This window comes from Leptospira kmetyi serovar Malaysia str. Bejo-Iso9 (assembly GCF_000243735.2).
GTDB classification, from domain to species: domain Bacteria; phylum Spirochaetota; class Leptospiria; order Leptospirales; family Leptospiraceae; genus Leptospira; species Leptospira kmetyi.
This window is the reverse complement of the sequence record NZ_AHMP02000003.1, coordinates 3,562,097-3,587,474: the sequence shown is the minus strand read 5'-3', so window position 1 is coordinate 3,587,474 and position 25,378 is coordinate 3,562,097. Positions and strand designations below refer to the sequence as shown.

The window sequence follows — 25,378 nt, the reverse complement described above, 5'->3', positions numbered from 1 at the left end:
ACTTTTTATTTTTGCGGAAGGTGGAGCGGTGAACGGATCGTGGATGGAACACCGCGTCTATTTCGATTCTCAAGGAAAGAAAATCCGGGAAATTCAAATACGTCAAAGGCCCCGGTTATACGTTCCCAAGCGTATGGCCGAAGGAAAAAATCATCCGAGATCCTTCCGGAAATTTCGAAAAGTAATCTTACAAAAACGCACCGATCATTTATTCAGTGCGCTTTCCAACTCCTCAAAAACCCCGATGCTCAAAAGATCGGAGTCCCGCATATCCATATCGGAATCCTGGAACCAAAAACCCGCGTAAGCGCTCAGTCCCAAAAACAAAACGAGAGAAGCGCCTAACATGCGTTTGTTTCTCGTCTCTTTTTTATCTCTTCGAATCACGTTCGAAGTGATGTTGTTCACCCAATCCTGATCCTTTTTTCTTTTCAGGATTTCTCCCTCCATAGGAGAAGTGTTCTTATTAGTCATAAAATTTCTCCTTTGCTCCAACTCGTTTCATCATCTCTTTTCCTCTGGCCGCTCTCGACTTGACGGTTCCGGGTTTTACGCCCATCGTTTCCGCGATTTGTTTTTCGGAATAGCCCGCAAGATAGAATTCGAGAACCCTTCTGTATTTATCGGGAATTTTTACCAAAAGAGAGCGCAACATCCCGATCACTTCCTGAGAATTCTGTTCGGAATATTTCGAATTCCCGTTCAGGTTAGAATGGCCCGTGAGGAAGTCTTCCTCTTTTTTCGACTTGGCCAGTTTCTCAGCTCTCTCTTCCTCTCTTCGCAGTTTATCGTTCATTCTAAGGGATTCGTTTCTGGCGATCGCGTACAACCAGGTACTCAGTTTTGATTCTTTGCGAAACTGATCCTTCTTTAAGGCTTTGTACGCGCGAAAATAGGTTTCTTGCGCCACGTCGTCTATGGCATAAGAAAACCTCTCTGCGAGATTTTTTTCTATCGCAGAGAGGACAATGTCCCTTGTGGAACTTACGATTTCTGTAAACTCAGATTCAGTCATCATGATGACGGTGTTTCTGTTGAAACTCTGTAATCAAATCCACTAGTTTATTTCTTTGTTCCGGAGTGAGAACCGCATGAAACTCGATCGCCTTTTTAGTCATGAAACTTCTCATCTCGGTCATCTTGTTCATCTCAAGTTCGAACGACTTGTTTATTTTTTTCTCGTCCAAAGCGGGCTGACGAAATTCTGCAAGCGCTTCGGCCGGAATTCTCGGTCCTTGCAATTTCAGATCTTTTCTCTTGGTAAGAATCTCGTCCTTGATGCGGTTGAGAACTTGCTTTTGAGAATCGTTCAGATCCAATTCCGAAGTGATCTTCTTAACCACAAACTCCGCTCTTTTTTCGGGAGACTTGTAATATCTACAACCTCCCGCAAACAATGCGGCCGCTACAAGAATCAGACCGGAAACTTTTAAAAATCCTTTCATTGGATTCCTCCCATTTTCTAAACCTCTGACCAAAAGCGATAAACGAGGTTCCATTTTTTTCACGGAAGTTCGAAAGGAAGTTCGGATTAATGTTCCGCCTGAATGATGATGTCTTCTTTTCTGATTTCGTATTTGATCGCTAAACGATCGCGAAGGGAAGAAAGTAATTGTCCCCCGTTCTTAAAATAAAAGAATTCGGGATTCACTTTGATTAAGATGCTTCGTAAAGAAGGAAGCTCCTTTAGGAAAAAAGAAATTTCCTGAACGAGTTTTTCGATACTTCTTCCGTAAGGACAACCTTTCAGTTCGATTCCCACTCCGATTCCTTGATCCGTGTTCGTAAACGGAAGAATTTCGAAGGGATACTCCTTCTTATCGATCAGGGAATCCACTCGAACTCCGAGTGCGCTGCAGATTTTTTCGATCAGAACCTGAGTGTCGATCGGTTTTAAAAGATAAGCCACAAGTCTTTTATTATGCGCCGCTTGTATGATCGTATCTCTTTCGTTGCTTACGGTCAGGAAAATGATCGGAGTCGTACGGTTGGTTTCGGGAATTCTTTCCAAAAGATCCAAACCGCTCAACTTCGGCATACGGTTGTCCGTTAGAATGAGGTCATAACGCGTCTTTCTCAGTTTGATTTCCGCGGCGATTCCGTCGACGACGTGATCCACGTCGAAGTTGTATCGTTCCAAATGACGGATCAAAAGTTCCGCGTTGCTTTCGTCGTCTTCGGCCAATAACAAAGAATAAGTCGCTGCGACTTTCATAAGATAATAATCTCCCGTGAATGACGTTTACACTTCTATCCGAACTATTTTTTTTGACAATTTATTTTAAGAATCGATCGGAGGGTTTTGCTTGGCGGCCCAGCGCCGGAAATAAACCGAAAAACACGTTTCGGTTTATTAGGAAAAAGGAATTCTTCTTTCGAGAGCGAGAATGGTAAGATCGTCCATAAATCCGTCGTGGGCGGTTCCCATAAATCGGTTCACTTCGGAGAATACGTTTTGACAGAGTTCGCTTAATGTTTTGTTTTCGCTGGAATCCAAAAGAGCGAGAAGACGTTCTTCGGTGAACATCTCCTTACGTTCGCTAAACGCTTCTATGATTCCGTCCGTGTACAACACGAGCCTGTCGCCTTCGTCCAAATGAAACGGAATCGTTTCGAGTTTCAGAGCGATCAGATCCGTAAGCAAGGCGCCGGTTCGATTGAAAACCTGGGGCTTTTTGCCGTTTTTCAACAACACGGGAGGGCAATGACCCGCGTTCGTCATTCTCCCCTCGCCCGTTTTGACGTTGAGCGTCCCGAGAATGGCCGTGATAAAATGACCCGCGAATTTTCCGCAAAGGGATTCGTAGATTTGAGTCAAACCATATTCCGGATTTTGAATATACGATCTCCAATTGGGATAAGACATCTTGACCATGGAAGCGAGAAGCGCCGCCGAAACTCCGTGACCGGAAACGTCGCAGATAAAAAAGCCGAGCGTGTGATTCTCCTCGTCGTAAAGAAAATCAACGAAGTCGCCGCCGAGTTCCATCATCGGAGTATAAAGATACTGCAGATCCACGTATTCGGATTTCGGAAGAACGGAAGGAAGAAGCGCGCCTTGGATTTTTTTGGCCATCTTGATCTGATGTTCCAATTCTTCCTTTTGATTCAGGATGATTCTCGTTCTTGCCTTAACGGTTTGTTCGAGACGTTCGTTCGCTTTTTTTAATTCTTCCTGCGCCTTTTTTCTTTCCACGGCTTGAAAGATTCTCGGGATCATATCTGCGAGCGAACCGACGAAGGTTTGTTCCTCCAAAGTCCAAGCGCGTTTGTCGCTGACTTGTTCGTTGCAGATGATTCCGAGAAGTTTGCCGTCCATCAGGATCGGAGCGTCGAGCATCGAAACGATGTTCAAAGGTTTCAGATAATTTTGGGCGAATTCCCGCGTGCTTTCGTCGTTCACCGCGTCGTCCGCGACGATCAGTCTTTGACTTTGAAGCACTTCGAAATAATGGGGAAAATCCTTTTGGAACAATTCCATTCCGGAGTTATGGGAATTTTCGGAGAGAATAAAAAGATCGAGGCATTGGATGGAAATCTTCACTTCCTTATAAAACCAGATGCTACATCGTTCGCAGTTCAACGCTCTTGAAATGGATTCGGTAAGAACGTGCAACGCGGCGTTCAGATCCCCGCTGTCGATCACCGGATTTTTCGCCAAGGACATCAGCTCCTTGTTAAAACGACGTAGAGTGTCCTCCTTGGTTTCAATCGTGTCCGGTATCATCGAGTTTATTTGAAGAGCGATTTCGCTTAAATCCTAAAATTTAGGTCATCAGACTGTCATAAAATTAGGAAATTTCCATCCATTTTTACCCTCTAAATTAATTATTTATGTTCGGTTTAAAAAAGCGGAAAGATTTCGATAAAACCTCGAAACAAAAAAAAGGACGGATTCTCATCCGTCCCGGGAATAGATTTTTAAAAGAGTGGCGTGCAGTTTATCAGTTGCCCGGAACCCAATTTCCTTCCGAATACTGATCCGTTAAGTTAATCCAAAGATCCCCCGCTCCGACCGAGTTCTTAGTTTCCAAAAGTTTTTTGTTTTCGTAAGGTGTAAGCGGCGCCGAAAATTTAAAGCGACCTGCGGTTTCGGAAGAACACTGGGCGTTACCAGAACCCCAAGAACCGCTACCGGAAGTAACATACCAATTACCGGATGAATCCTTACAAGAGAAACGATTGGAAGCGCCGCAGTTGAGATCGTTCCATCGTCCGTTGCTCCAAAGAACGGCGCAGTTCTCGTTGCCCGCCCAGTTGTTCGGTTCGGATGCGTTCCAAGACCAGATCGCCTGTTTCGCGAAATCGGGATCGAACTGATCGATTCCGAAGACGTTCACTTCACAGGAAAGCATGGAAGCTATATTAGAATTCGTGAATGAACCGCTTTCTTTTACGCCGTCGTAAAAACCGAAGTAGTTCGTCGTATCGTTGAAGAAACGCACCATCGTAGAATTGTAAGTGGCTCTCGAGTAATTACAATCCGGATAACCTTTAAAATCCTTCGGACTGCTCGTGGTGGAACCGAAGAAAATTCTTTTGAAGTAACCGCTCCACTGAGAATCGTAACAACCGTTGCTCATCAGAAGAATTCTTTTATTGGAAGCGACCATGTCGCCCAACTTCGGCATATTCTCAGGCGAAGGAATGTCCGAACAACTGCCGGAGTAACGATACAACCAAGGATCGAGATAGTCCTTCAACGTTTGAAGAGCTTCCGAAGAATGACCGTCGATCTTATCTTCAATGTAAAGAACCAAAACCTCGTTGCGGTTTGCGGAATTGGAAACCCAATCGCGAACCTCTTCCAAACCTTTATAAAAAGGTCTGTCGAAAACGTTACAACCCACGTGACTGTCCTGACCGTGACAAAGAAGAAGTTCTTTGCGAGCGTGTGTGCCCAAAGTCCAATGAATGTCCAGTTCGATAAAACGCGCGCCTAAACGAAGTTGTTCACCGATGGAATATTTTTGATTCGGAAACGCGTAAGAAAAAAACGGACCCGCATAGGACTTGCTGTTGTATGAATTGTGGGTTCCGTAAAAAAGAGCCCGATGCACCGGAAGGTTTGCGTTGACCTGGGTTTTTCTTTGAATGGAAAGAACCTTGTTCTCGAAAGATTTTTCGAAAACGTCGATCGGATTTTCGACCACCGCGCCACGGCTTGCGTAAAGATTTCCCACGGTTCCCAACAAGAGAGAACCGATGAGAATCGTTAAAATTCTCTTCATATGTTTCACCTTTTCTATGTTTTTGCTTTTCCCCGAACGAGGAATTTCACCGAAGCAGATCTTAACGGAACTGCGTTTCAAAAGACTTATATTCCGCTTACAAAGATTCGTTTTTTCGCGCGGAGAAACCGAAATAAAAAAGAATCATAATTTTTGAATGTGTTTGGGAAGAATGGGAAACAAATGCGAGCATATACTCGGGTTGTTGGGTTCGCTTGTCGTTTCGCTTCGTTCGAAAAGTATGTTCGTTTAATATTTTGCGCCGAACTTTTGACACAATTCGAAATTAGTTTTTAACGATGGAAATTATTTTTTTATTTGGAGAATCTTATTCATAGAGTATACTATTAGACATTCTTTATATTAGAAAGATTCGAACCATGTTTTCGAATCGGATGCGGATTTTAAAAGATGGAATTGATTCAGGAAGCTTTAGACAACATCGGAGATAAAATACGTTTCGTGGAGTTTATCCCCTGTCCCGTCTTGCTCTCACAGGTCAAAGAAGACCGTTTTCAAACCCTTTATCTCAATCGAAGTTTTCGGGAATTGATCGGCTATAAGATCCAGGAAATTCCAACCTTGGACGACTGGTTTATTCAGGCATATCCGGACGAGGTTTACAGAAGCGAAATCAGATCGGATTGGTGGGCCGGAGTCCGTCACGGAAGAACCAGCGGCCGACACAGCACTTCGATGAAAGCGAAGATCAGAACCAAATCGAACGGAGAAAGATGGTTTCACATCCGAAGCACGGAGTTCGGAGAATTGAACGCGGTTGCCTTTCAAGATATCCACGATTTAGAAACTTCGAATCTCGAGTTGGCTCACAACAATTCGACTAAGTCACAACTTCTTTCCATTCTCGCGCACGATCTAAGAACTCCTTTGATACAAATCATTTCTCTCATTTCCTTATTTAAAAACGAAGAGATTTCCACCACGGATCTTTATCCCTATCTTTCCAAGTTAAACATTCAAACCTATCTCACGATCGACTTGATCGACAACACTTTGAACTGGGTCAAAGCGAATTCGAGAAACATTTCCGTCAGCAAAAGTTCTTTTTCGCCCGTTCCCATCATCGAAGAACTGACCGCTCTGTACAGCGACTTCATCAAACTGAAACAAATCCGTGTTGAAATGGATTTAGATGAGAATATTCTAATATTCAGTGATCGTGAAATTTTCAAAGTGATCGTGAGAAATCTTTTTATCAACGCCCTTAAGTTTTCAAAACCGAGCGGAACCGTTTTCTTAAAGGCGAAAGTGATCTCGGATCAACAACTGATTTCGGTCATCGACGAAGGCGTAGGCATGTCCTCCGAAGAACTCCAAAAAGTTTTTTCCAAGGAATCCTATTCTTCTCCCGGCACGTTGAACGAAAGCGGCGCCGGTCTCGGAGTCAAACTCTGCAGGGATTTTTCAAGATTGACGGACGTTGAGTTTCGTTTAGAAAGCGAGAAGCACAAAGGGACTTGTGCGAGTTTGCTTTTTGGTTGATGTGGATTATTACAAGTTTCGGCTTTCCTAACTTTTCTTTGGAATGTTTTACCTGCGCCGTTCGTTTTTTTAAGCGCTTTCTTCGTAAGGCTCGGTTTTCCCGGAAGCACTTAGTTATAAGGCTCGATTTGTAGAAAATAGAATTTTTGCAAATCCCCTCTCTCGAGTTCAATCACTTCGGCTCGATCTAACTTTTACTTGTCGCTTAACAATTTAATTGGAAAATATAATAGCGTAAGTCAATCTTCTTCACAGTGAATCGAGAAAGTCTTGTTCCACCACAGGCGCTATTGAAAAAAGTAAAGAATATAGTATGTCGACGATAAAATCTAAGAATACTAAAAGGAAAGCCGGTTAAAAATTTCTAAAAGTTAAATTATAAAAAACTAAATTCACTCCGATTCGTTGCTTAACAAGAACAAGCATGAACAATAATTAAGAATTTACGATTTTGGTTTTATCCTTTCCTTCTTTCACTACGGACATAAAATTCAAATTTTTCTTAGTAAAAAATAAGCAAAAGCGACAATCAAAATTTTCCAAGTTTCTTTTATTTCTTACCTTTGAGTTTATACGATGCCCGTTCTTGTCGCTCGACTTCGTTCAACTTTGAATTAAAAACGATCGGCATTTTCCCACTACAAAAAAGACAAAGATCCGACATTAAAAAAACTTGACCTGCCTTCGCCAAATCGATGTAATATTTCAAAATTGATGGAGATTTTTAAAATGAAATTAGTTAAAAAAATTGGAGTCTGTCTCGCTCTGATCAGCCTTCTGTCTGCGTGCAAAAAAGATGAAAAGGATGATAACACAAATCTTGCTCTGCTTCTTGCGTTGAGCGGCGGGACTACTTGTGCTTACACTGCCTCTGGAATTACACTTCCTATTGCGTCTGTTAGTGCGACTCAAAATGGCGGAGTTCAGACTCTTAGCTTTACTACTAGCGGAACGACTGGTCTTGGAGCGGTCCAAATTGCATCCGCACCAGTAAATAGCCTTGGATTGATTACAGCAAATTCAGGTACGCTTTCAGTCGTAGTGTATAAAGGAAATTGTCCACTCTCTACATCTAGTACACTTGCCGTGGCTGGTGTGGACTATTCTTTTGTCTCTGGAACTTCGACAGTTACAAGTACTGCACAAATCAAATTTAACGTTGCAGGAGCCTACACTCTTATTATCACTTCCAATAACGGAACTGGATTATTTCAGTTAAACTAAGAAGAGATACTTTGACTTTACTTCGAATAAAAAAACCCGGTTTAAAAGACCGGGTTTTTTTATTTTTACGAATTTTTTCATTTGTGCAAAGCTTTAAACTTGTGGTTAATGGTTAAGGTATCGATTTTTCTTACACATTTCGGCTGAATTTATCACGTATTGAAAAAGCAAACCAAAAGCCCTCGGATAATAAGGGATCTATTTCCTCGATTCTTTAGAAACTCACGTTATTGAACCCTTAACAAAATAGAATATTCATGATAGAAATAAACAATGGGGTAAGAAATCAAGCTGATTAATTTCTTACAATTTAAGGTTTAATAAAATGATAAATTAAACCGCCTTCGGTACAAAGTTGTTGGGGCCCGCAACGGTGTAATACATATGACAATGGATTACTTATTTTAATTCTTTTATTCTTTCTTTCATTAATTAAATGATCAGCAACGGCTCTAATTCGCTCGCCTGAAATAACATATTGACCGACTAAATACTCGGAGGTATTTGAACGAGTTGAGTTACAGCTAACATTTCCATTTTCTACTATACAATTTCCACCAATATAAACCTTGAAGAGATCCTGCTGGAAAAAAATATCTTCGGAATCGTCTCCAGCCCCTCTGTAACCGTAGTAACCATAATGATTTCCAAGGGGATACTTTAATTCTTTAGCTGCAAAAAAGGTTCGAAATTCATCTTGAGTAAAAAGAGCAACATAACCATCGTTAATGACCTTAACTTCTGATTTATTTGGTTCATAGCAGTAAGAAACGCGTGAAGTTCTATATCTAAACAGTTCTGTAGATTTTTTAACGACTTTTCCTTTTAGCCACCGAGGAACACTATCAGTTATATTAACCGCCCATTCCGCTTCTTTCATAACACATTCTTTTGTATCTGCTGGAGAACATAATATTACGAAAAGAAACAAATTAAAATAGCATATCTTTATCATACTCTGCTTTTGCAAAATCAACATTACCGATAAAATTCTCTCTAATTTCGGGCTGCTCTAAACTCTCTTTTTTATATTACAACAACTATTTGCTACTAACAAAATGAAATTAATTATTAAAACAGACCGGGACCCTAGGAAGCCACTATTATATCTCCTGTCTCCACAATTGCTTTTTTTGAGTTTCGAATATTTTACTCTCGGGCATTCATATAATTTAAATATGATTTTTGAATATTTAGTAACGCCGAATTAACCGTAATTACAGGAACCTTAAACCCAGGATCCAGTAGCGTTGTATCAGACTTCCAAACACATTAGTTTCTTGAAATTTTATAATACTTTCTATCTCTGCATAACCATCACTATACGCTCGATATGAAGCACTCTATCGACAACTTGTCTATAGAATCATAATCGTGACCTTCACCGTAGTTCGTCGTTTGCCCTATACGTTTAGCCCAAAAGATTCGTCAATCTCTATCAAAAAGATTGCCAGGCAAATAATGCGATTACCAGACCATACGCAGTTTGCCCCATAAGTATAAAACCGGAATGATTGTCTAAGTTTCTTATTTCTAAAACCATACAATTATCTTTTCTATATTAAATAAAACGAGACAGATTATTAAATCTTGGAATACAACTAAGAACAAATTTTAAATTCAATATTCCAATAAAAAAGCTTGCAGATGCATCAAATTCTTTGTATATTATATATTCCCAATATATCATCATTGCATTAAAATTCGCTACACACCAATTCTATAAGAGGCAGTCATTATTTTTTCTTTTTATTTATTTCGTCAAAAATCTGCGAATCAAAGTGCAACGACTTAACTTTCGAAGCGTTGGTCTCTATATATTTCGTTGCATATTCAAGCAAATTTTCATAACCATCCAATTTCTTTCCAGCTTTTTCAAATTCAGACGCCTGTACTAAGAAAGTTGTAAAAAATACAATTGATTTTTCAACATCCCTTGTTTCCTCATAACATCTACCTAATCTAAAAAATAAAACAAAATCAGATGGTTTACCTTTAGTATTTAAAGCTTTTAAATAAAGATCGATTGCCCTTTGATAATAGCCATCATCTTCATAAATATTTCCTAATGCCAATAACGTATTTGGATTATCCTTATTTAATTCGAGTGATTTGTTAAAGTAAATGATTGCCTTCTCATTTTGCTTCAAAGAACGGTATATTGCAGCAATTCGATAGTAATCAATATAATCTAATTTACTTGTTTTCTCAACCTCATCATATAGGTTCAATGCCTCCTCATAATTTCCAGAATTATATAGGTACACTGCTTTTTGACGCTGGTCTTTACAAGATGTCACTATGCATACTGCTACAATTAATAAAATATACTTCATAAAACAATCTAATATGGATAGACTGACATTTGTCGATCATTATCGTAATAAGGTGATATTGGTATTTTTACTTGTCCTTTATTAGAATTTGTAGCTTTCACTTCAAGCTTCCACGGAGTCGATTGTCCAAAGTTTGGAACAACTGACATTTCCAAATTACTATTTGGTATAAATTTGAATTTAATTCCTTCATGAGTTGAAAGCGATGCGCCTGCCTTTAGGGGATCAATTTTAAACCCTGCTTCAACATCCCCCGAGGAAAAAACCTTCATTTTAACTTCAGCCGCATCTTTTTGACCGATCCCGAAATATACTTTACCATTACCAGTTTTTCCATCAACTCCAACCCCAACTTTAAAAACATCTGCAATTTTAATACCTGTTTCTCGCTCACCAGGGTTTATATCAGGTTCAGTATTTCTTAAAATTTTATTCGCTAAATTAAGTAGTTTAGGTGAATTCTTCAAAAAACCTAGCGTTTTCGTGGATAAAGACCCTATAGGTGGTAATCCTGTAAGACTTAGTGCATCGAGACCGCAGCCAATAGTCCCCAAAAGACCTGAGCAATGATCGACTACTGCCTCAGCAGCTTGTCCCATTTTATTTATATGCTCTTCGTCAGCAGCCATACGTAACGTTGGAAAAAACAATCCGTATTTTAACCCTACATTAGGGTCTATTGCAGAATATTTCACCGTATCGTTATTGTGGACCCAAACCCCAATTTCCCCAACAAAATACGTATGATTTACCACAACCTCGAAGTTGTAAACGGTTTCTATTTTTTGATCAATCTGAATCGAAATTACTTTTAGAGTTGCTGCTTCAGCAGTTATAGCAATATCACCTTCAACGAGATCTCTTACTTGAGTCCACCTTGAATTCTCCATTTTGAATTCTTGGCTATTTGAATCTTCCTTTAGAATTCTAAATGGATGATCCCAAGTGGTCTTTAATTCTGTCCCGTCTTCGAAAGACACTTTGTAAATTGCATCTGCTTGACGAACAAATGTATTCGCAACTCTTTGATAGGACATTTCCCCAGATACGTCACTTTTAGAAAGAACCATATCCCCAACCTGAATTTCCTCGATCTTTTTCAGACCATCTTTCGTATGAACCAACGTCCCGGCCACAAAACAAGTTCGGTTCTTGAATACCATTTGTTTAGTTTCGTCATCCCTAATCATCTCGCCAGAATGATCTGCATAATTACCAGATAGCTGACCGACAAAATCTCCTACACTTCCTTTCAGACGATTCCAAACTCCCGTCCGTGTTTCATGTTGACCACTTTCATTCCCACTTAAATTTTTCTGGACCATCTCTTCTTTCTTTTTATCAGAAAGTTCGTCCCAATTTTTCAAATCTTCAGGACTGATACTGCTACCAGGTTTTTTAGAAGCTGCAACTAAGGCTGCTTTCTTCGCGGCATCCATTTCAGCATAGTTTTTAGCAACGTTCTCACTCACACTTTCCATTGCACCCATCAAAGAACCTTGACCCAGTGCGATTCCATTCTGCCAATCCTCACCAGCTTTCGTTCCGTTCCAATTATTGCTTCCACTGAAATTACCTTCGGAGTCAAAGCTGACTGTAGCACTGGCGCCTACTGCCTTTCCATTGGATTTATTGCCGCTATCATATTTCTGAGTTACTGAACCTGAATATTTTCCATCCCAGCCTACATTGACAGAAGCTCCAAAACCGTTTGCGCTCTCATAGTCTAAGGAGACTCCACCGCGTTGAGAGATCGCTAAAGATGTATGAGGATCAATTCCAAGTGCGCTGTTGGCGTTGCTTGGATCTTTCATTGTTATCTTAGCACCCAGACCATCCCTCTCATTGAAGGTCACAGCCTTGCTACCCGTGAGTTGGTTGTTTTTATTATATTCGTTCTTAGCAGCGTATGCACCAAAGCCTTCGTCTTTTGTAAAAGTAAGTCCACCTTCGTAGCCGTTTTTACCTGCCATACCTATGCTAGCGCTAACACCACCTTTCTCGGACCATCTTACGCCGATAACGGCGCCATCCGAATTCTTGTAACCGACCGCTGCGGATAATCCACCTTGTTGTGAATAATTCAACCCGGCGGTAAAAGGTCCGACTCCAGCGCTGGCCGATGCACCGAAGCCGTTCTTCTCGCTGTAGGTAATCCTTGCACCTACCTCCACAGGACCGATCTTTCCGGTAGCTCCTATGCTGGCTTCAAATCCTCCAAACTCGGAATAACCAATCGTCGCATACGAAATTCTCGCGGGACCGATACCAACCCCGACGTCTACTTTCGCCCCGAAACCTTGTTCATAGGAATAATCCATACTTACGATTGTTGTCGCAGTTCCAGCCGTAGCAATAGTAGAAACGACCGTACTTACTGCCTCCGTCACAACCGAAGCGACATTCGTTACGAGTCCTAAGATTCCTCCATTCACGACACTCTTCATGATCGCAAGTGGATTGATTCTGTTTACGATCGGAATTGTGGATAATACAGAATCTATAGCGTTGATCGTGCTCTTATTCTGAACATAGAATTTAGCGGCTCCAGCTCCACCCACACCTTCAAAACCTTTATACAACGGATCTTTTTGGAGAGCTTCTCCCTTGTTCTTGATTTCGTTGTATTTTTCCTTCATCTTTAAGATGGTAAAGAATTGAGTGAAGTGATGATCTCCGAAAGCTCCACCTTCGGTAGGACCGACTAAATAACCCGAATTCATAGCGGATTCTTTCATAGCCGCCTTGCCTTCGTCATCCGCTTGAGCAAATTCTAATGCAGTTTGAGGATCCGTAAAAAGCCTTTGTAAAGCCGACTGCGCAGATTGAAATACCTTCGCTTGAGCCATCGGATCCAACGCGATCGCCGCGACTTCACGGTTGGATGTGTTTTCAGGATCGTATGTCTTCTTGAAGTCCTGGGTCATCTTTTCTCGAGCCAGTTTTACCATGGACTGAAGCTCGACCGTTGTGGGGCCCCCGTCTTTTGTTAACGCATTGTAATCGGTCAAATCCCAAGCGCGATTGTTGCTGTCCATCAAGGTCGGCAACTTGTCCGGTTTTATATATTTATACGAATTATAACCGGGAAGAACCTGTGTTTCCGTTTCCCCTGTCGGTCCGGTTACGTTACGGATATATCCGCCTCCCGCAGGAATAAATTCATCGTTCGCAAGCTGAGAAGTCAACTGATCCGATAGAGCTTTATTCGCACCATTGATCGTTTCTTCAAAACTTACCGGCAAACTCCACAAACTATCTAACGTTTGTAGAACTACCACCTTCTTCGAAGATTCGTCCATCTCCTTACGAAGACTTTCAAAATTCTTAATAGAAGAATCGTCTAATTTTGTTTTCTGAAGTTGATCCACAAAGAATTGAACGTTCGCATATGCACCTTGTTGAAGTAGAGACGCATCCAATTCCGCAGGTCTGTTTAACAACACCTGGTTGAGAATCGTGTTCGCGTTTACTGCGATTCCGACGTCGGTCGGCAAGCTCGCAGACATAGAATTTAAAATATTCTGAATCTGATCGTAAGCGCTTCGGATTTCATATCCGTCGCCTTGGGTTTTTAGACTCGCGATAGCATCCTTTTCCCAATCGGCTTTGGATTTCAAAGCTTTTGCAATCGCATCGATATGGGCCTGCTCGCCTTCTTTTTGTTTCGCGTTAAAATCCGTTCTCCACGCATCCCAGTTTTTGTTCATCAAACTGAGCATATCGTTAAAACGCGCGTTCCCGGTATTCTGCAAGAACTCGATGTTTTGCACCCATTCTTGCTTTTTGTCATTGAATTCTTTTTCTTTTTGTTCCCAGACTTTTAACTGAGTTTGCTTTTGTTGTTCTCCGTTGATCTCATACAACTGATCTACGATTTGACCTTCGCCCATATAATCCGTGACGACGGTTTGATACATTTCATACTCTATGTTCTTACCTGTGTTTTGACTGAGCGTTTGGATCAGTCCTGAATAAAAACCTTCACGGTCGTCGAGGATCATTTTCTGATCCGCTTTCTGTCCGCCCGGACCCACATACGCTTCTTGAGCCGCGAAGTATTCTCGCTTCTCGATTTGGTATTGAGATTTTGCAAGAACGGCAAGCGCGGAAGAAAACTGATCCGCACTCGTCATAAAAGAAACTAAAATTCCATTGCTATTGTATGTGGTCGAAGATGCGCTAGCGCCGCCGGGTACAGTTTGTCCCTGACGGACCAACAAACCGTATGCGTCATGAACATAACTTTCTTGTACGACGGTATTTCCATTCTTACCTGCGATCCGATCCAGGTTCAGATCTTGTCCGCTTCCGGTACTCCATTTCAAACTGTCGGCGGTTAACTTTCCGCCCGTGCCCACGAGATAATCAAGATCCGATGCGTTGAGCCCCGTATTCAAAGAATCGATAGAACCGTTTCCAAGAAGAACACTTTTTAACTGATCCCCTGTAGAAATGTCCGTATAATAATTGAGTTTTTCTTGAAGCGCTTTGAGTTCGTTGGTTTTAACAGTGGCAGTGTTGATTGCCGCATTCAAACTGTTCTGTGCATTTGCCCATGCGGTCGCTTTACCGATTGCCGCGATACCAACGGCAAGACTTCCCCAGCCCATAAGAGCGATCGTAAGCGCTTGAGCCCCTTGGTCTTGGTTGAATTTGTTCCACATCGCATTGTTATAATCTGCATAGGTTCCATTCTGAAGACGCAAGCCAGCGGAATATTCACCCCAAACTCCCGCGTTCCAAACCCACATTCCGTCAAAACTGTCCTGAGCTTGTTTCATATTACCAGCCAGCGACGTGCCACCGTTCAAACTTCTGATATAGCTAAGAATATCGTATTCGGGATATTGATTTGCTAATCCCCCACCGTATCGTGGAGGATTTGTATCTCCCCTTCCACCGTTTACAAAATCCCAAAAACCGATTTTCCCACCGAGAACCCCCTCCATAATCGAGTATTCTCCGCGAAGCTTAGTTTCTAAACTCTTGTAACTTGATGTATTCGGATCAATCAGACCATCCAAACCATTTTCATTCAATAATACGTTCGGAACAAATACTCCTTTTAAGTCAGATTGCAATTCACTTCGTTTCGCCGCGATCTGACTCTTCAAATCCTGCATCCGATCCTTAATCACGGTTTCTGCTTGGCTGAATCGAAGCGCTCTTTCTGCCCATTCTTCCGTTTGTTGTTTGTTCAAGGCTACGTTAGGGTCCGCTTGTAAGGACGCGAGCGTGGTTTGGTTGTTTACGCGAGTTTGTAAATCTTGAACCTCTTTGAGTTTCGCGTTCACGGCGTCGTTCGCCTCGTCTAATCGTTGTTTGGCGAGATCGATCGGTTTCCCGACCGTCACCGTACTATCTGCATTGGCATCACTTTGATGTTGGGTATAATTCGCAAGAACCGCGTAATCGTAAACCGCGCTTAGATTGGAGAGGCTGGCTTGAGCTGCATTGAAAGCCCCATATGCGGCGGTAACCTGAGTTTGTTTCGCCGTATACGAAGCTTGCGCGTTGTCCACGTTTAGTTTTTGTTGATTTAATTGGGTCTGAGCATCTTCGAATGTATTCTCAGCCGCCAAAAAATTATCCTTAACCGTCTTTAACTGTTCCGCAAGTTTGTTGGTAAGATTATCCCCGGTTAAACCTTGAAGAGTGTTGTTGATGTTGGTGATGATTCCGATACTCTTTCCCGCATCGATGATCGCACTTGCGGAACCGGACATACTTCCCTTAGCGCTACCCGACTCGGAATAAGGATCTTCATTGGCAGAACGACCCGGAAGGTTATTGTCCACATAGTTATCAATGATGCCTTTGAGATTGTTGATTCCCGCCATGAACGTATAGTTGCCGGAACCATCCTTGGTATAAACCTCGTCTCGAACCGTATAACCGGAGGTTGAAAAATCCTCCAAGGCTCTTCGAATGGAAGGGTTTTGATCTTCCTTATCCGGATCGAATGCGAAACTCTTATAACCTTCCACAAGATTCATAAACCCGCCGAGTCTATGTTCCGCTTGGAACTCAAGTTCTCTGAGTCGATTTGTGATTTGGGTATCCTGGCTCGGCTCGAGCTGACCTTTCGGACCTATATTCAAATAACTTAAATAAGATTCTACAATGATGTTTCCTTTTACCAAATCGTAGGAATATTTGACAGTATTCTCGTCCCTTTGCGCCTGAGCCTTGGCCTTCGCTAAACGTAAACCGTCCGTATCAAACGTGTCCGCCAATTCTTTAAAGCCGGTCTTAAATTGAAAATCGCGCAAAAGCTGATTCGTTTGAATCTCGGATGCGGAATTCAAATTTCCGAACGGATTGTAAGCGCCCGATTGATTGAGAAAGAATCCTTCCTTCTCCGCATCGCTCAAACCGCCTGCGAGCTTGGAGTTTGAATAGTTCAAATATTCGGTGGTATCCTCTCCCGAATAGTTGGAAAGAATCGTATCCATACGAACGGCCTTGTTCAATGCCTGCACTAAACTCGGTTCGTATTTTTTGTTCTGCAACCAAGTAGTCAACGAAGCCAAATCATCCGGTTGAAGATTATCGGTCGCCTGTCTGGAATAATAAGACTGAAGCACTTCCGCTTCTTTTAAAAAATCGGGCAGATAATACGAAGAGTTTCTGGAAGAATAATTCGAAAGATAATCGGAAAGAATCGCGGCCTCTCCATGATCTCCTCCCACTCGCAAGAGGTATTCGGATTTTGCCGCATCTCTATCGGCCGCGTTATTCGCGTTCCAATTCGTTTTGGAAGCTAAGAACGCATTGTAATTGGAAATGATCGCGAAGTTGGTAAGACTTGCGGGAAGAGAAGATACGTCCGAAAACACTCCCTGATTGAGAGAAGCTAAAATTCTTTGATAACCTACGGAAACAGCTTTCTGTTGCAACTCCGCTTTCAAAGTCGGATCCTGGGTGGAAAGAAAGGCGTCGAGTCCGGATGCAAGACTTACGTTTTGAATCGTTGATTGATCCGCATAATAATCGAGTTGTTCGGTCAGTTCCGCAAGTTGTGCCGCCGTTAAATCCTTACCTAAGAATTTAGCGTCCTTCTGTACGGTGGTCCCGTTGCTTCCGGGCAATACGTATTTGCCCGATTTGATCTCGTTTAAGAATTGATTTACGTTAAAGCTATCTCCGGTTCGAGTCAAGAACGCTTGAACCAAAGTGGATTTGTGATTCTCCCATGAGAATTCTTTCAAAGATTCCATTCCGGAAACGATGTTCGAATCCAGTGCGAATGCCTTTCCGTCCAGCTTGGTTTTTAGATCCTCGTATTTTTTCAAAGAATCGTTGATCTGATCGATGGATAAGGAAAGCGGCTTTCCGGTTTGCTCGATGCTACCGATCGTACTTCTCAAACTCTGGAACAATTTTTCCGCGTCTCCGAGCGCGGTTGTATACGATTTCGCATCGGTTAAAGAAGCGTTTAATTTGGCTTCGGTTCTGTCTGCGACGGGAATGTTTTTATAATAATTCAGTTTTTCGATTTCATCGGTGAATACTCCGGCGTTTTCCAATGCTTCCAAGATAGCCGGATTGATTTCTTCTCCGTTGTATTGTTTTTCCAAAAAGAAATTTCTAAGATTTTCTACCGTTACGGCTAACGTTTCTCTGGAAATCTGATTCTGACTTCCCTGATTCATAAAAACTTGGATCCGATTTTCTAAACCGTTTTTGAAATTCGTAATTTTCGTATTCGTTGCGTCCAAGTCGGCTTTGGATGCGGCAAGTTGATTTAGAAAAAGACCGGCAGAACTAGAACGTGCATTCAAAGCAGTGTTAAAAGAATCTTGATTTTGAAGAACTGCCATTCCATTTTGAGCAAATACCATTTCCCACTGAACTACATAACCTACAGAGTTTGAAGTAGCAGCACCCGCCACATAAAAGGAACTAGGATCATTATAGTAAGCGCTTTGGATACTTGGAGGTAAGGTATTAAATGTTGTCGTATCAATAATGATTTTGTCATTAGGCGCGCCAATACTCGTCTTCATATCTTTTAAAATCAATTGAGATTTTGCGCTCAATTGTACAGAGTCCGCAGAGACAATTGAGAAATAACTCTTAACCTCTTGGTAAACGGCATTCATAGAAATGAGTGCGTTTGTTACTTCCGATAATTTCGCCTCGTAAACGGGAGTACCCGCTGTCAAAGCAGAAAGCTCTGTTTTAAGAGAGGTATATGCAGTAACACTAGCGTCTAAAGAACTTCGCTTTGAATCCCAAAGGCCTACATTCGTCTGTAAACTAGCAACGTAGGGTTCGATCCCGCTAAAATCAATTCCATTAAACGTCTGAACCGAAGTGCTTGGATCCATATAATTCTTCATCCCAAGCAAACTGGAATAGGAGTTTAGCTGTCCCGCATAATAACTATTCAATGACGGTGTAAGAAAATTCAGCAAATCCTCCGCAGGATAAGTCGCGGAATCCAATACAGGACCGATATTCCCGATCACGGATGCATAATCCGCCTTCTTAGCTTCCAACTCGGAACTTAAGTTTAAAGTCTCACCATAAATCTTAACCGCAGTCGCGTCCCCGTAATACGCTCTCAAAACGTCCAAGTCACCGAGCCCGGTTAAAAGAGATTCGTTCGTATTGAGTCCGCTCAACAATTCTTGTAATAGATTCTTTCTACGATCCTCTTCCGCAGTATCATGATCGGTCTGATCTCCGATCACAAACGAATCCTGATAAAGAGCGGACGCGGTTAAATCGTTAAAACCGGGAATCAAGGTTTGAAGCTCTTTCAAAAGACCGTTGGTTTTATTCTCCTGAGCTTTGAAATAATCGTCTCTCAACGTGGAAAGCACCTGACCGGTTCTTACCGAATTCGCAAAAGATCCGAAACCTTGGACCGTCGCATCCATAGTAGCGACTTTAGATACCGCTTCTTGACCAAAAAAGAAAGTGCTACCGAAAGAATAATACTCGTTTAAGGTTCTTCTTTGCTCCGCCGTTCCGTTTTCTCGAATATCATTGCGTTGTGTATCGGTTAACGTTCCTCCGCCTTCATAGAAGGAACGAATCTGAGTCGCGGAACCGAGTTGTGTTTCCAAACTTTCGATAAAGTCGTCGTAATCGGGAGAAGCAAGACTTCTCGCTAAAGCGCTATTTTGATTTTTAATAAACGCAAGTACGAGTTCGGTCGCTTTTCTATCTTCCAATTCGTTCGGACCCAACTTAAGATCCGCGAGTCTGGCATCCGAATCCTTGAGGACTTTCAGATAGATCGAATCGATGTTTCGTTCGGACGCGGGTAAATCTTTCAGATAATCGATCAACTTCTCCATCGCTATCTCGTTGATCTTCGCGCCTTCCAAATTACGAGTGTTCTCTAAATTCTTCTGAATCTGAGTTAAGCTCGTTTCGCTTCCGTTTTGATCCAATAAGAATTCAAGTTGGGCTTTTCTTCCTTGAAACTCCGATTCAAGACTTTCATACAAAGACAACAACGCAGCGGATACTTGGCTTACCTTTCCGTTTCTTGTTTCCAAACTGTTTCTGAATCCCTTCAAAGATTCACCGAACGTTCCGAGGCTCGCACCCAAACCGTTGAAAGATTCGTTTACGCTCGTAAAAGAATTCTGAAGCGTTTTCCCGTTTTGATCCGCTCCACTTTTGATATTGGCAAAAAATTGTTGAGCAAGCGTCCTGTCTCCGCCGGTAAGAGTAGTCTCGACGAGTACGCCCCCTCTTTGGATCGAATCCAATAAAGCCGTATCTAAGAATTGTTTCGTCTGACCGATCTCCGCGAGATAACTTTGGAATTGTCCGACTCCATTCACCCCGTTCTGCAGTTGTCCGCTAAACGAAAGCATCTGATTGGAATAAGAAAGAGTTCCTTTGTCCGCGGCATGAGAAGCGGAATAAGTAAGATAATCTCCGGAACTGGTTCGGATCGCATCCAATCCATCCGTCATTCCGTCCGCAACATCATCCCAGTTCGCGAGGAGGGATTCCAAATAATCGATTCCCTGATCGAGTCGATCGATCGCCAAGTAACTCGTATCCAAATTGTTGATATTGGCGAGATTATTACGCGCGGCGACCATCTGATTGAGATAATTCGTCAAGTCCTGCTTCTTCTGAGCGTAGTCGATCGTTGGAAACTGATCCGCCGCGTTTTTGATTCCGGTTGCTTGCGCGTCGAATCCGGTCGCTGAATTCATCACGGGAGTATCGAGATCGACAAGTTGCGTTTTTAACTGGGTTAGATTATTACGAATTTGTAATGCGAGATCGTTGCCGTATACGGTCACAAGATTATCGCCGGACAACAAAGAGTCGATTTTGTCGTTTAACGTTCCCGTTCCGCCGATGATTCCTTCGATCTTAGCCTTGTTATCCTTTAAGGCTTCGAACGCCAAAACCTGCTGGAGAGTCTGGTTGTAGAAAGTCTGAGTCCGAAGAGCGTTCGCTTTTTCGTACGTAAGCTCGTACATCTTCTGCTCTTGTTGTCTCAATACTTCCCTTTTTTCTTCGAGCTCGCGGTTCGCGTTTGCTATATCGCTTCTAAGCCCCGTATTCTCCGCTTTCTCTCCGTCCGAACTCAACTGACCGATTTGACCGAGCAACTGAGGGTTGTTGATCAACACCTGCATCTTTACGACGCTATCATACGAAGCTCTGGAAGTTTCCATGTTGGCTCTCGCGGTCTCAAGAGCCTTACGTTTTTCTTCCATCAACTTGTTTGCGGCTTCCAAGTCGCTTAACAAATTCGCTCCCGCAACCGCACCGTCCACGGCCGCGGACGCGGTCGAATTCGAATCCATTCCCGGAGTGGAATAACTAGTTCCGGTTCCGCCCCCGTTCAATTCCTTCAGAAGATTCAGATAAGCCTGTTCCTTCGCTTGAAAGTCGGTCTTCATCGTAGCAAGATCCGCGGCTAACTGCTCTTGCGTTTTTTGCGCTACGTTTTGTACCGCGTAGTCGTATACGCTTTGCGCTCTGTCTCTTTTATCCTGAAGAACTTTCAACTCGGCTTGAGCGATTCTTAACTCGAGCTCCGTGCTCGTATAAATATACTTATCCGCTCCGCCCGCGTCGTATAGAAGTCCCTGACCTACTCCGGTTCCTCTTACGTCCGTATCATGCAAAGAATTTTGAGCGTTCGCTACGAGAGTTCTCACTCTTCCTTCTAAGTTTGTCCAATACGTTAGCTGCGTACTGTATTCCGCGATGATCGTACTGTTGTAACCGCTGTTCGGTTGTTGCGCACGACTCAGCGCTTCTTGAAAGAATTGTTTGTTCGATTCGATCGTGGTCAGAGTATCCGCGCCGCCCGATACGACGCTTTCCACTCCACGTACGTGCGCCTGCCACTGTTCCTTTCCGGTTGCAAGAGTTCTATCCAACTCGGCAAGAGCGGCTTGTTTATTCTGTTGAAGATTATTCTCGGACGTATCCCAAGCTTCGAGTCCCTTTTGAATCTGCGCCTTAACGACTAAGGACCAATCCTCTCTCGCCTTGAGAAGTTTTCCGTACGCGTCCGTCCACTCGGCTTCTCCGTTTTTACGTTCCAGTTCCGATTGACGATCGAATCTTAACTTTCCAAGTAAGAGATCGTCGATCGCGCTCTGCCATTGTTTTTGTCCGTCTTCCAGCGCTTTCAGAGCCTGTGTCTGAAATTGATCCGCACCTTCCACCGTTAAGTTCGGTTGATTGATGACGGTTCCGTTTTGAGGAATCACTCCCGCAAAATTCTGATCGATGCTTCTTTTGGCACGATCGATCAAAAGCAACGCTAGTTTCGAAGGATCGGTTTCCTGCGCGATCTGACCGCTTAAGTCGTCGTTTTGATTTTCTCTTGCGACGAAGCCCGCACGATAACCGGCGACGATCGAAGATTCTTCATAATAATATTCTGATAAAAAATAATTCTTAACCGCGCCTAAAGCCTTTTGAAAAGAATTGAACTCGGCCGCACTTTGAAACGTAAGCGCTCCCGCCAAACCGCCGATTCTCGTATCCAGTTGGTCTTCCCAGTTCGCGCGAAACGCACCCAACACTCCGTTCAGAGACTGATCAAAAAGTTGAACCTTCTCCGTTGCATTGGTTCCGGTTTTGGAAGCGTTCTCTGCGCCCAACACGGCTTGTCTCAACGTTTCACGATCCAGATTGGAAATCAAATCGGTAAGACTGGAACTTGCGATTCTTGCCTTCCATTCTCCTTTGCGAGAATCGATTTCGGACTGAACTTCGGTTTCCCATTGTTGAAGGTTCAGTTGTTTTTCATTTTCTAAATCTGCTTTTGCGGTCGCGTCGTTCGTCTTTCCGTTTTTCGCGAGTTCTCTGTCGATCTCTTCATCGGCTCTCGCTTCCCAATCCGCTTTGAGTAAGTCCTTTCCTCTTTTGAGAGACTTGTCCCAATCCGCTTCCGTTGTAGAATTCTCGGCGTTCTGGTATTGACGCTCCAGTTTTCCATCGGATCCGTTTTTCCAAAGATCGCGGAAGAGAGTCGGTTGCGCCATGAGAGGAGCAAGAGAGAAATCGAATATTAGAAATAAAAGTAGAATCGATTTGATCGCTTTCGTGAAAAAAGATCGGAATCGTTTGAGAAGTTTTCTTCGTTTTCTCGGGTTATCCCAAGTGCGTCGAAATTCTTTGGAGCGATTTAAGGAGAATTCGGTGAAGAAGGAAGTCGTTGAAAAAATTGCGGAGTAAAGTTTGCTAACGGAGTTTTTCATATTTTTAAATGTTTCCTCTATTTTCCGGATCGCTATGAGTCAACCGGGCATAATAACGTGTGATTTTTCTTTTTGCCGCTCTTTGGATTTCCACCACCACAAAACCTATGGAACGTTTTGCCGTCGATGTTCCCACCGATCCGGTCATTCTTTTCGATTTTACGGACGTTCTTTCCTTCGCTTCTTCGCCATTTGTCGCGAGCAGAAGAAGGCGGATTGCGTTCGTGTCCTCTAAGGAGCGTGTTTTAGTATTGCTTGATTGTTGAATATTCGATATTTCGAATATTCCTTCTTCCAAAATTCCGAGTCTTACGAGTTGAACGATTTTGTCTTCGTGGCCGTTTTCGAAAATTTGATCCGAAGGCAATCCGGATAAGCCGCTTTGATATCCGAGTTCGATCCGGGATTGGAGAATGGCGTCGATTCTAAATTCCGTTTTGAAAATTCTCGCCTTGTCGACTTGGTTGAGAGAGGTTTCGTCTATCGTTTCCCAAGACGGGCTTTCGATTCTAAGGGCTTGTGTTCGGATGTTTGCGTGTAATTGCGAGGTTTGAAGGCCGAAAAACGACTGAGAAATTCCGGCTAACGTAACCAAAAATGCGAACGCGGTCCAGAATCTTCTCGATTTGGAAAATTCTACCGACAATAAACGCTTCGCTTGGCTTCCGTTTCCTTTCAGTTGCAAACCCTTTCTTCTTAATGCATTCCCTTGGAAAGAGTCCGCAATTTGGGCTAAAAATGAACTTCTGTCGGATCTTTGACAAGTTTTTTTTCCATTTGAAGGCAAAACTTCCGAGCTCTTTGACATTTTTCGCCCTTTGCTTGGTCCTTTTAGTTATGTGACATAATATAGATTTGGGGAGAATGAAAGGAGGAATTCCGGAAAATGGAGGAAGAATCTGCTGAGAATGAAATGTGGGAACTCTTACAAATCGATCAAATCTCAAAGGACGCCTTGGGAATTTCGGTGTGATTCAAGGGGAAATGTAGGAACTACCACAAAGGAAGCCCTATTCCTCAGTTCACAGACCTTCTCGACAAAAATCGATCTACAACAACCTTTCTTAGAAAATTAAGAACAACTCACGATCGCATTCGTAGCATTGGCGCCGGAAATCGCACCATTCGCGTTTGCAATCACGGTACATGTCAAACCGGGAGGAGAAGATAGAACCGTAATCACATAACTCGTGTGATCCGGGTAAGGAAACGGAAATAGAAACGGACCACCCGTATTAAAGATCGTTTGATCGGTTCCGTTCACCGCCAAAGTCAAGTTAGCTCCCGTCGTTAAGCCGGTAATACTTCCGCCGATTCTAAAATATTGAGAATCGCCGGGAGGTTTGTTGGCCGAAGAAGGAGTGCTGCTACCGACTACGAGCCTTCGAAGCAAATCCTGATTCTCATCCTTGTCGTTCTTAAACTGACAAGAAGTAATCAAAACGAAAACTAAAGAAATAAAAACTGCAAAAAGGAACTTCATTCTAATTCTATAAACAATATCTCAAATTCTAATATAATAATACCATATAATTCGGCAAAACTGAAATTTTTATAATGTAGAATTTCAAAATTAATCCGAAATGAATGATAGTAGTACAAAACGAGACGGCAGTTGACGAATGACATCAAATAAACCTTTTCTAACGCTGATTCTTCTTCCTTTCTTACTCTTCAACTGCGCGATCATTCAAAGAACCAAGGTTCATTGGATTTCAAACGTTGAGGATGTTCGAAGCCCAACCGAAAAAATCGGAACGATCAAAAAGGTCAGCATCAATCGATTCACCGCAAAACCTTCCAACTTCGGAGGATTTTCAGCGGAGAATTTTACGAACAGCCTAAGATTCTTTTTAACCAAAGAAGGTCTGGATGTTTCCATTCAGGAAATTCAACCCGATCCGCCGAAAACGAATCCGTCCGAAAATTCTCCCGTAACGGGAAGTCCTCCTCAAAGTAGTACGAGTTTACTCGGTTACGGAAATCTTTCCACCGGCGGTTCCGGACTTGTGACCGAATCCGGAGAAAAGCCGATGGAACCGTCGAAAGAAAACATTCAAAAAGCGTGTAACGTTTCCAACTGCAACGTGTACATCGACGGTTATATATACGAAAAGAAAACGGGCAACATTTTGGACGAGAACGTTACCACCGGAATTTTCGTGAGAATCTACAACACTTCCGGAGCGATGATAGCCCAGATCAAACTGAGTTCCGGCGTAACGATGGAAATCTTCGACAACAACGCACTACTCGCAGAAATGACTTCGGAAAGAATCAGATCCATTCTCAATCGAGAAACCCGCTCCTCATCCTTCAACTGGAAGTTTTGGGAATAACTTAAGAATTTTTCAATATTATAGTTTCAAAATGA

General features: G+C 42.6%; 14 protein-coding genes. 3 read left to right on the top strand and 11 right to left on the bottom strand.

Features of this window, described 5'->3' with window-relative positions; all coding sequences use genetic code 11:
* Positions 1-204 precede the first annotated feature (204 nt).
* The 6 genes from LEP1GSC052_RS19235 to LEP1GSC052_RS19210 form a co-directional block, all read right to left on the bottom strand.
* Positions 205-474 carry a hypothetical protein gene (locus tag LEP1GSC052_RS19235; RefSeq protein WP_010572632.1) on the bottom strand — a complete coding sequence of 90 codons (270 nt, stop codon included), beginning with the start codon at positions 472-474 and terminating at the stop codon, positions 205-207.
* Entirely contained in the window at positions 467-1,018 is a 552-nt protein-coding gene (locus LEP1GSC052_RS19230) for an RNA polymerase sigma factor (protein WP_010572633.1), read from the bottom strand. The genes LEP1GSC052_RS19235 and LEP1GSC052_RS19230 overlap by 8 nt, the downstream gene beginning before the upstream one ends.
* Positions 1,008-1,445, bottom strand: coding sequence for a Spy/CpxP family protein refolding chaperone (locus tag LEP1GSC052_RS19225; protein WP_010572634.1), 438 nt, complete (start codon positions 1,443-1,445; stop codon positions 1,008-1,010). The genes LEP1GSC052_RS19230 and LEP1GSC052_RS19225 overlap by 11 nt, the downstream gene beginning before the upstream one ends.
* Positions 1,446-1,531: 86 nt before the next feature.
* A complete protein-coding gene (locus tag LEP1GSC052_RS19220; protein WP_010572635.1) occupies positions 1,532-2,215 on the bottom strand; it encodes a response regulator in 684 nt (227 codons plus the stop codon).
* A gap of 138 nt (positions 2,216-2,353) precedes the next feature.
* On the bottom strand, positions 2,354-3,667 hold the full coding sequence (locus LEP1GSC052_RS19215; protein ID WP_020985559.1) for a GAF domain-containing SpoIIE family protein phosphatase: 1,314 nt from the start codon (positions 3,665-3,667) through the stop codon (positions 2,354-2,356).
* Between the two features lie 277 nt (positions 3,668-3,944).
* Positions 3,945-5,231: a phosphoinositide-specific phospholipase C-related protein gene (locus tag LEP1GSC052_RS19210; RefSeq protein WP_040913735.1), complete on the bottom strand. Its 1,287-nt coding sequence runs from the start codon at positions 5,229-5,231 to the stop codon at positions 3,945-3,947.
* A 411-nt stretch (positions 5,232-5,642) separates the two neighbouring features.
* On the opposite strand from LEP1GSC052_RS19210, the gene LEP1GSC052_RS19205 reads away from it, so the two are divergent.
* Complete coding sequence (locus tag LEP1GSC052_RS19205; protein ID WP_010572639.1) at positions 5,643-6,734, top strand: PAS domain-containing sensor histidine kinase; 1,092 nt, start codon at positions 5,643-5,645, stop codon at positions 6,732-6,734.
* Between the two features lie 729 nt (positions 6,735-7,463).
* Positions 7,464-7,958: a hypothetical protein gene (locus LEP1GSC052_RS19200; RefSeq protein WP_040913212.1), complete on the top strand. Its 495-nt coding sequence runs from the start codon at positions 7,464-7,466 to the stop codon at positions 7,956-7,958.
* Between the two features lie 310 nt (positions 7,959-8,268).
* Here LEP1GSC052_RS19200 and LEP1GSC052_RS19195 read toward each other — a convergent pair whose 3' ends face one another.
* The 5 genes from LEP1GSC052_RS19195 to LEP1GSC052_RS19175 all read right to left on the bottom strand — a co-directional run bounded on the left by LEP1GSC052_RS19195 (position 8,269) and on the right by LEP1GSC052_RS19175 (position 24,487).
* Positions 8,269-8,838: a hypothetical protein gene (locus LEP1GSC052_RS19195; RefSeq protein ID WP_156892134.1), complete on the bottom strand. Its 570-nt coding sequence runs from the start codon at positions 8,836-8,838 to the stop codon at positions 8,269-8,271.
* A gap of 856 nt (positions 8,839-9,694) precedes the next feature.
* Positions 9,695-10,294, bottom strand: coding sequence for a tetratricopeptide repeat protein (locus LEP1GSC052_RS19190; RefSeq protein WP_010572642.1), 600 nt, complete (start codon positions 10,292-10,294; stop codon positions 9,695-9,697).
* Positions 10,295-10,302: 8 nt separating this feature from the next.
* Complete coding sequence (locus tag LEP1GSC052_RS19185) at positions 10,303-23,004, bottom strand: polymorphic toxin-type HINT domain-containing protein (protein ID WP_010572643.1); 12,702 nt, start codon at positions 23,002-23,004, stop codon at positions 10,303-10,305.
* A 4-nt stretch (positions 23,005-23,008) separates the two neighbouring features.
* Complete coding sequence (locus LEP1GSC052_RS19180; protein ID WP_167593885.1) at positions 23,009-23,650, bottom strand: hypothetical protein; 642 nt, start codon at positions 23,648-23,650, stop codon at positions 23,009-23,011.
* Positions 23,651-24,076: 426 nt separating this feature from the next.
* On the bottom strand, positions 24,077-24,487 hold the full coding sequence (locus LEP1GSC052_RS19175) for a hypothetical protein (RefSeq protein ID WP_010572645.1): 411 nt from the start codon (positions 24,485-24,487) through the stop codon (positions 24,077-24,079).
* A gap of 139 nt (positions 24,488-24,626) precedes the next feature.
* Between LEP1GSC052_RS19175 and LEP1GSC052_RS19170 the strand changes: the two genes are divergently transcribed.
* Complete coding sequence (locus tag LEP1GSC052_RS19170; protein WP_010572646.1) at positions 24,627-25,343, top strand: lipoprotein; 717 nt, start codon at positions 24,627-24,629, stop codon at positions 25,341-25,343.
* Positions 25,344-25,378 lie beyond the last annotated feature (35 nt).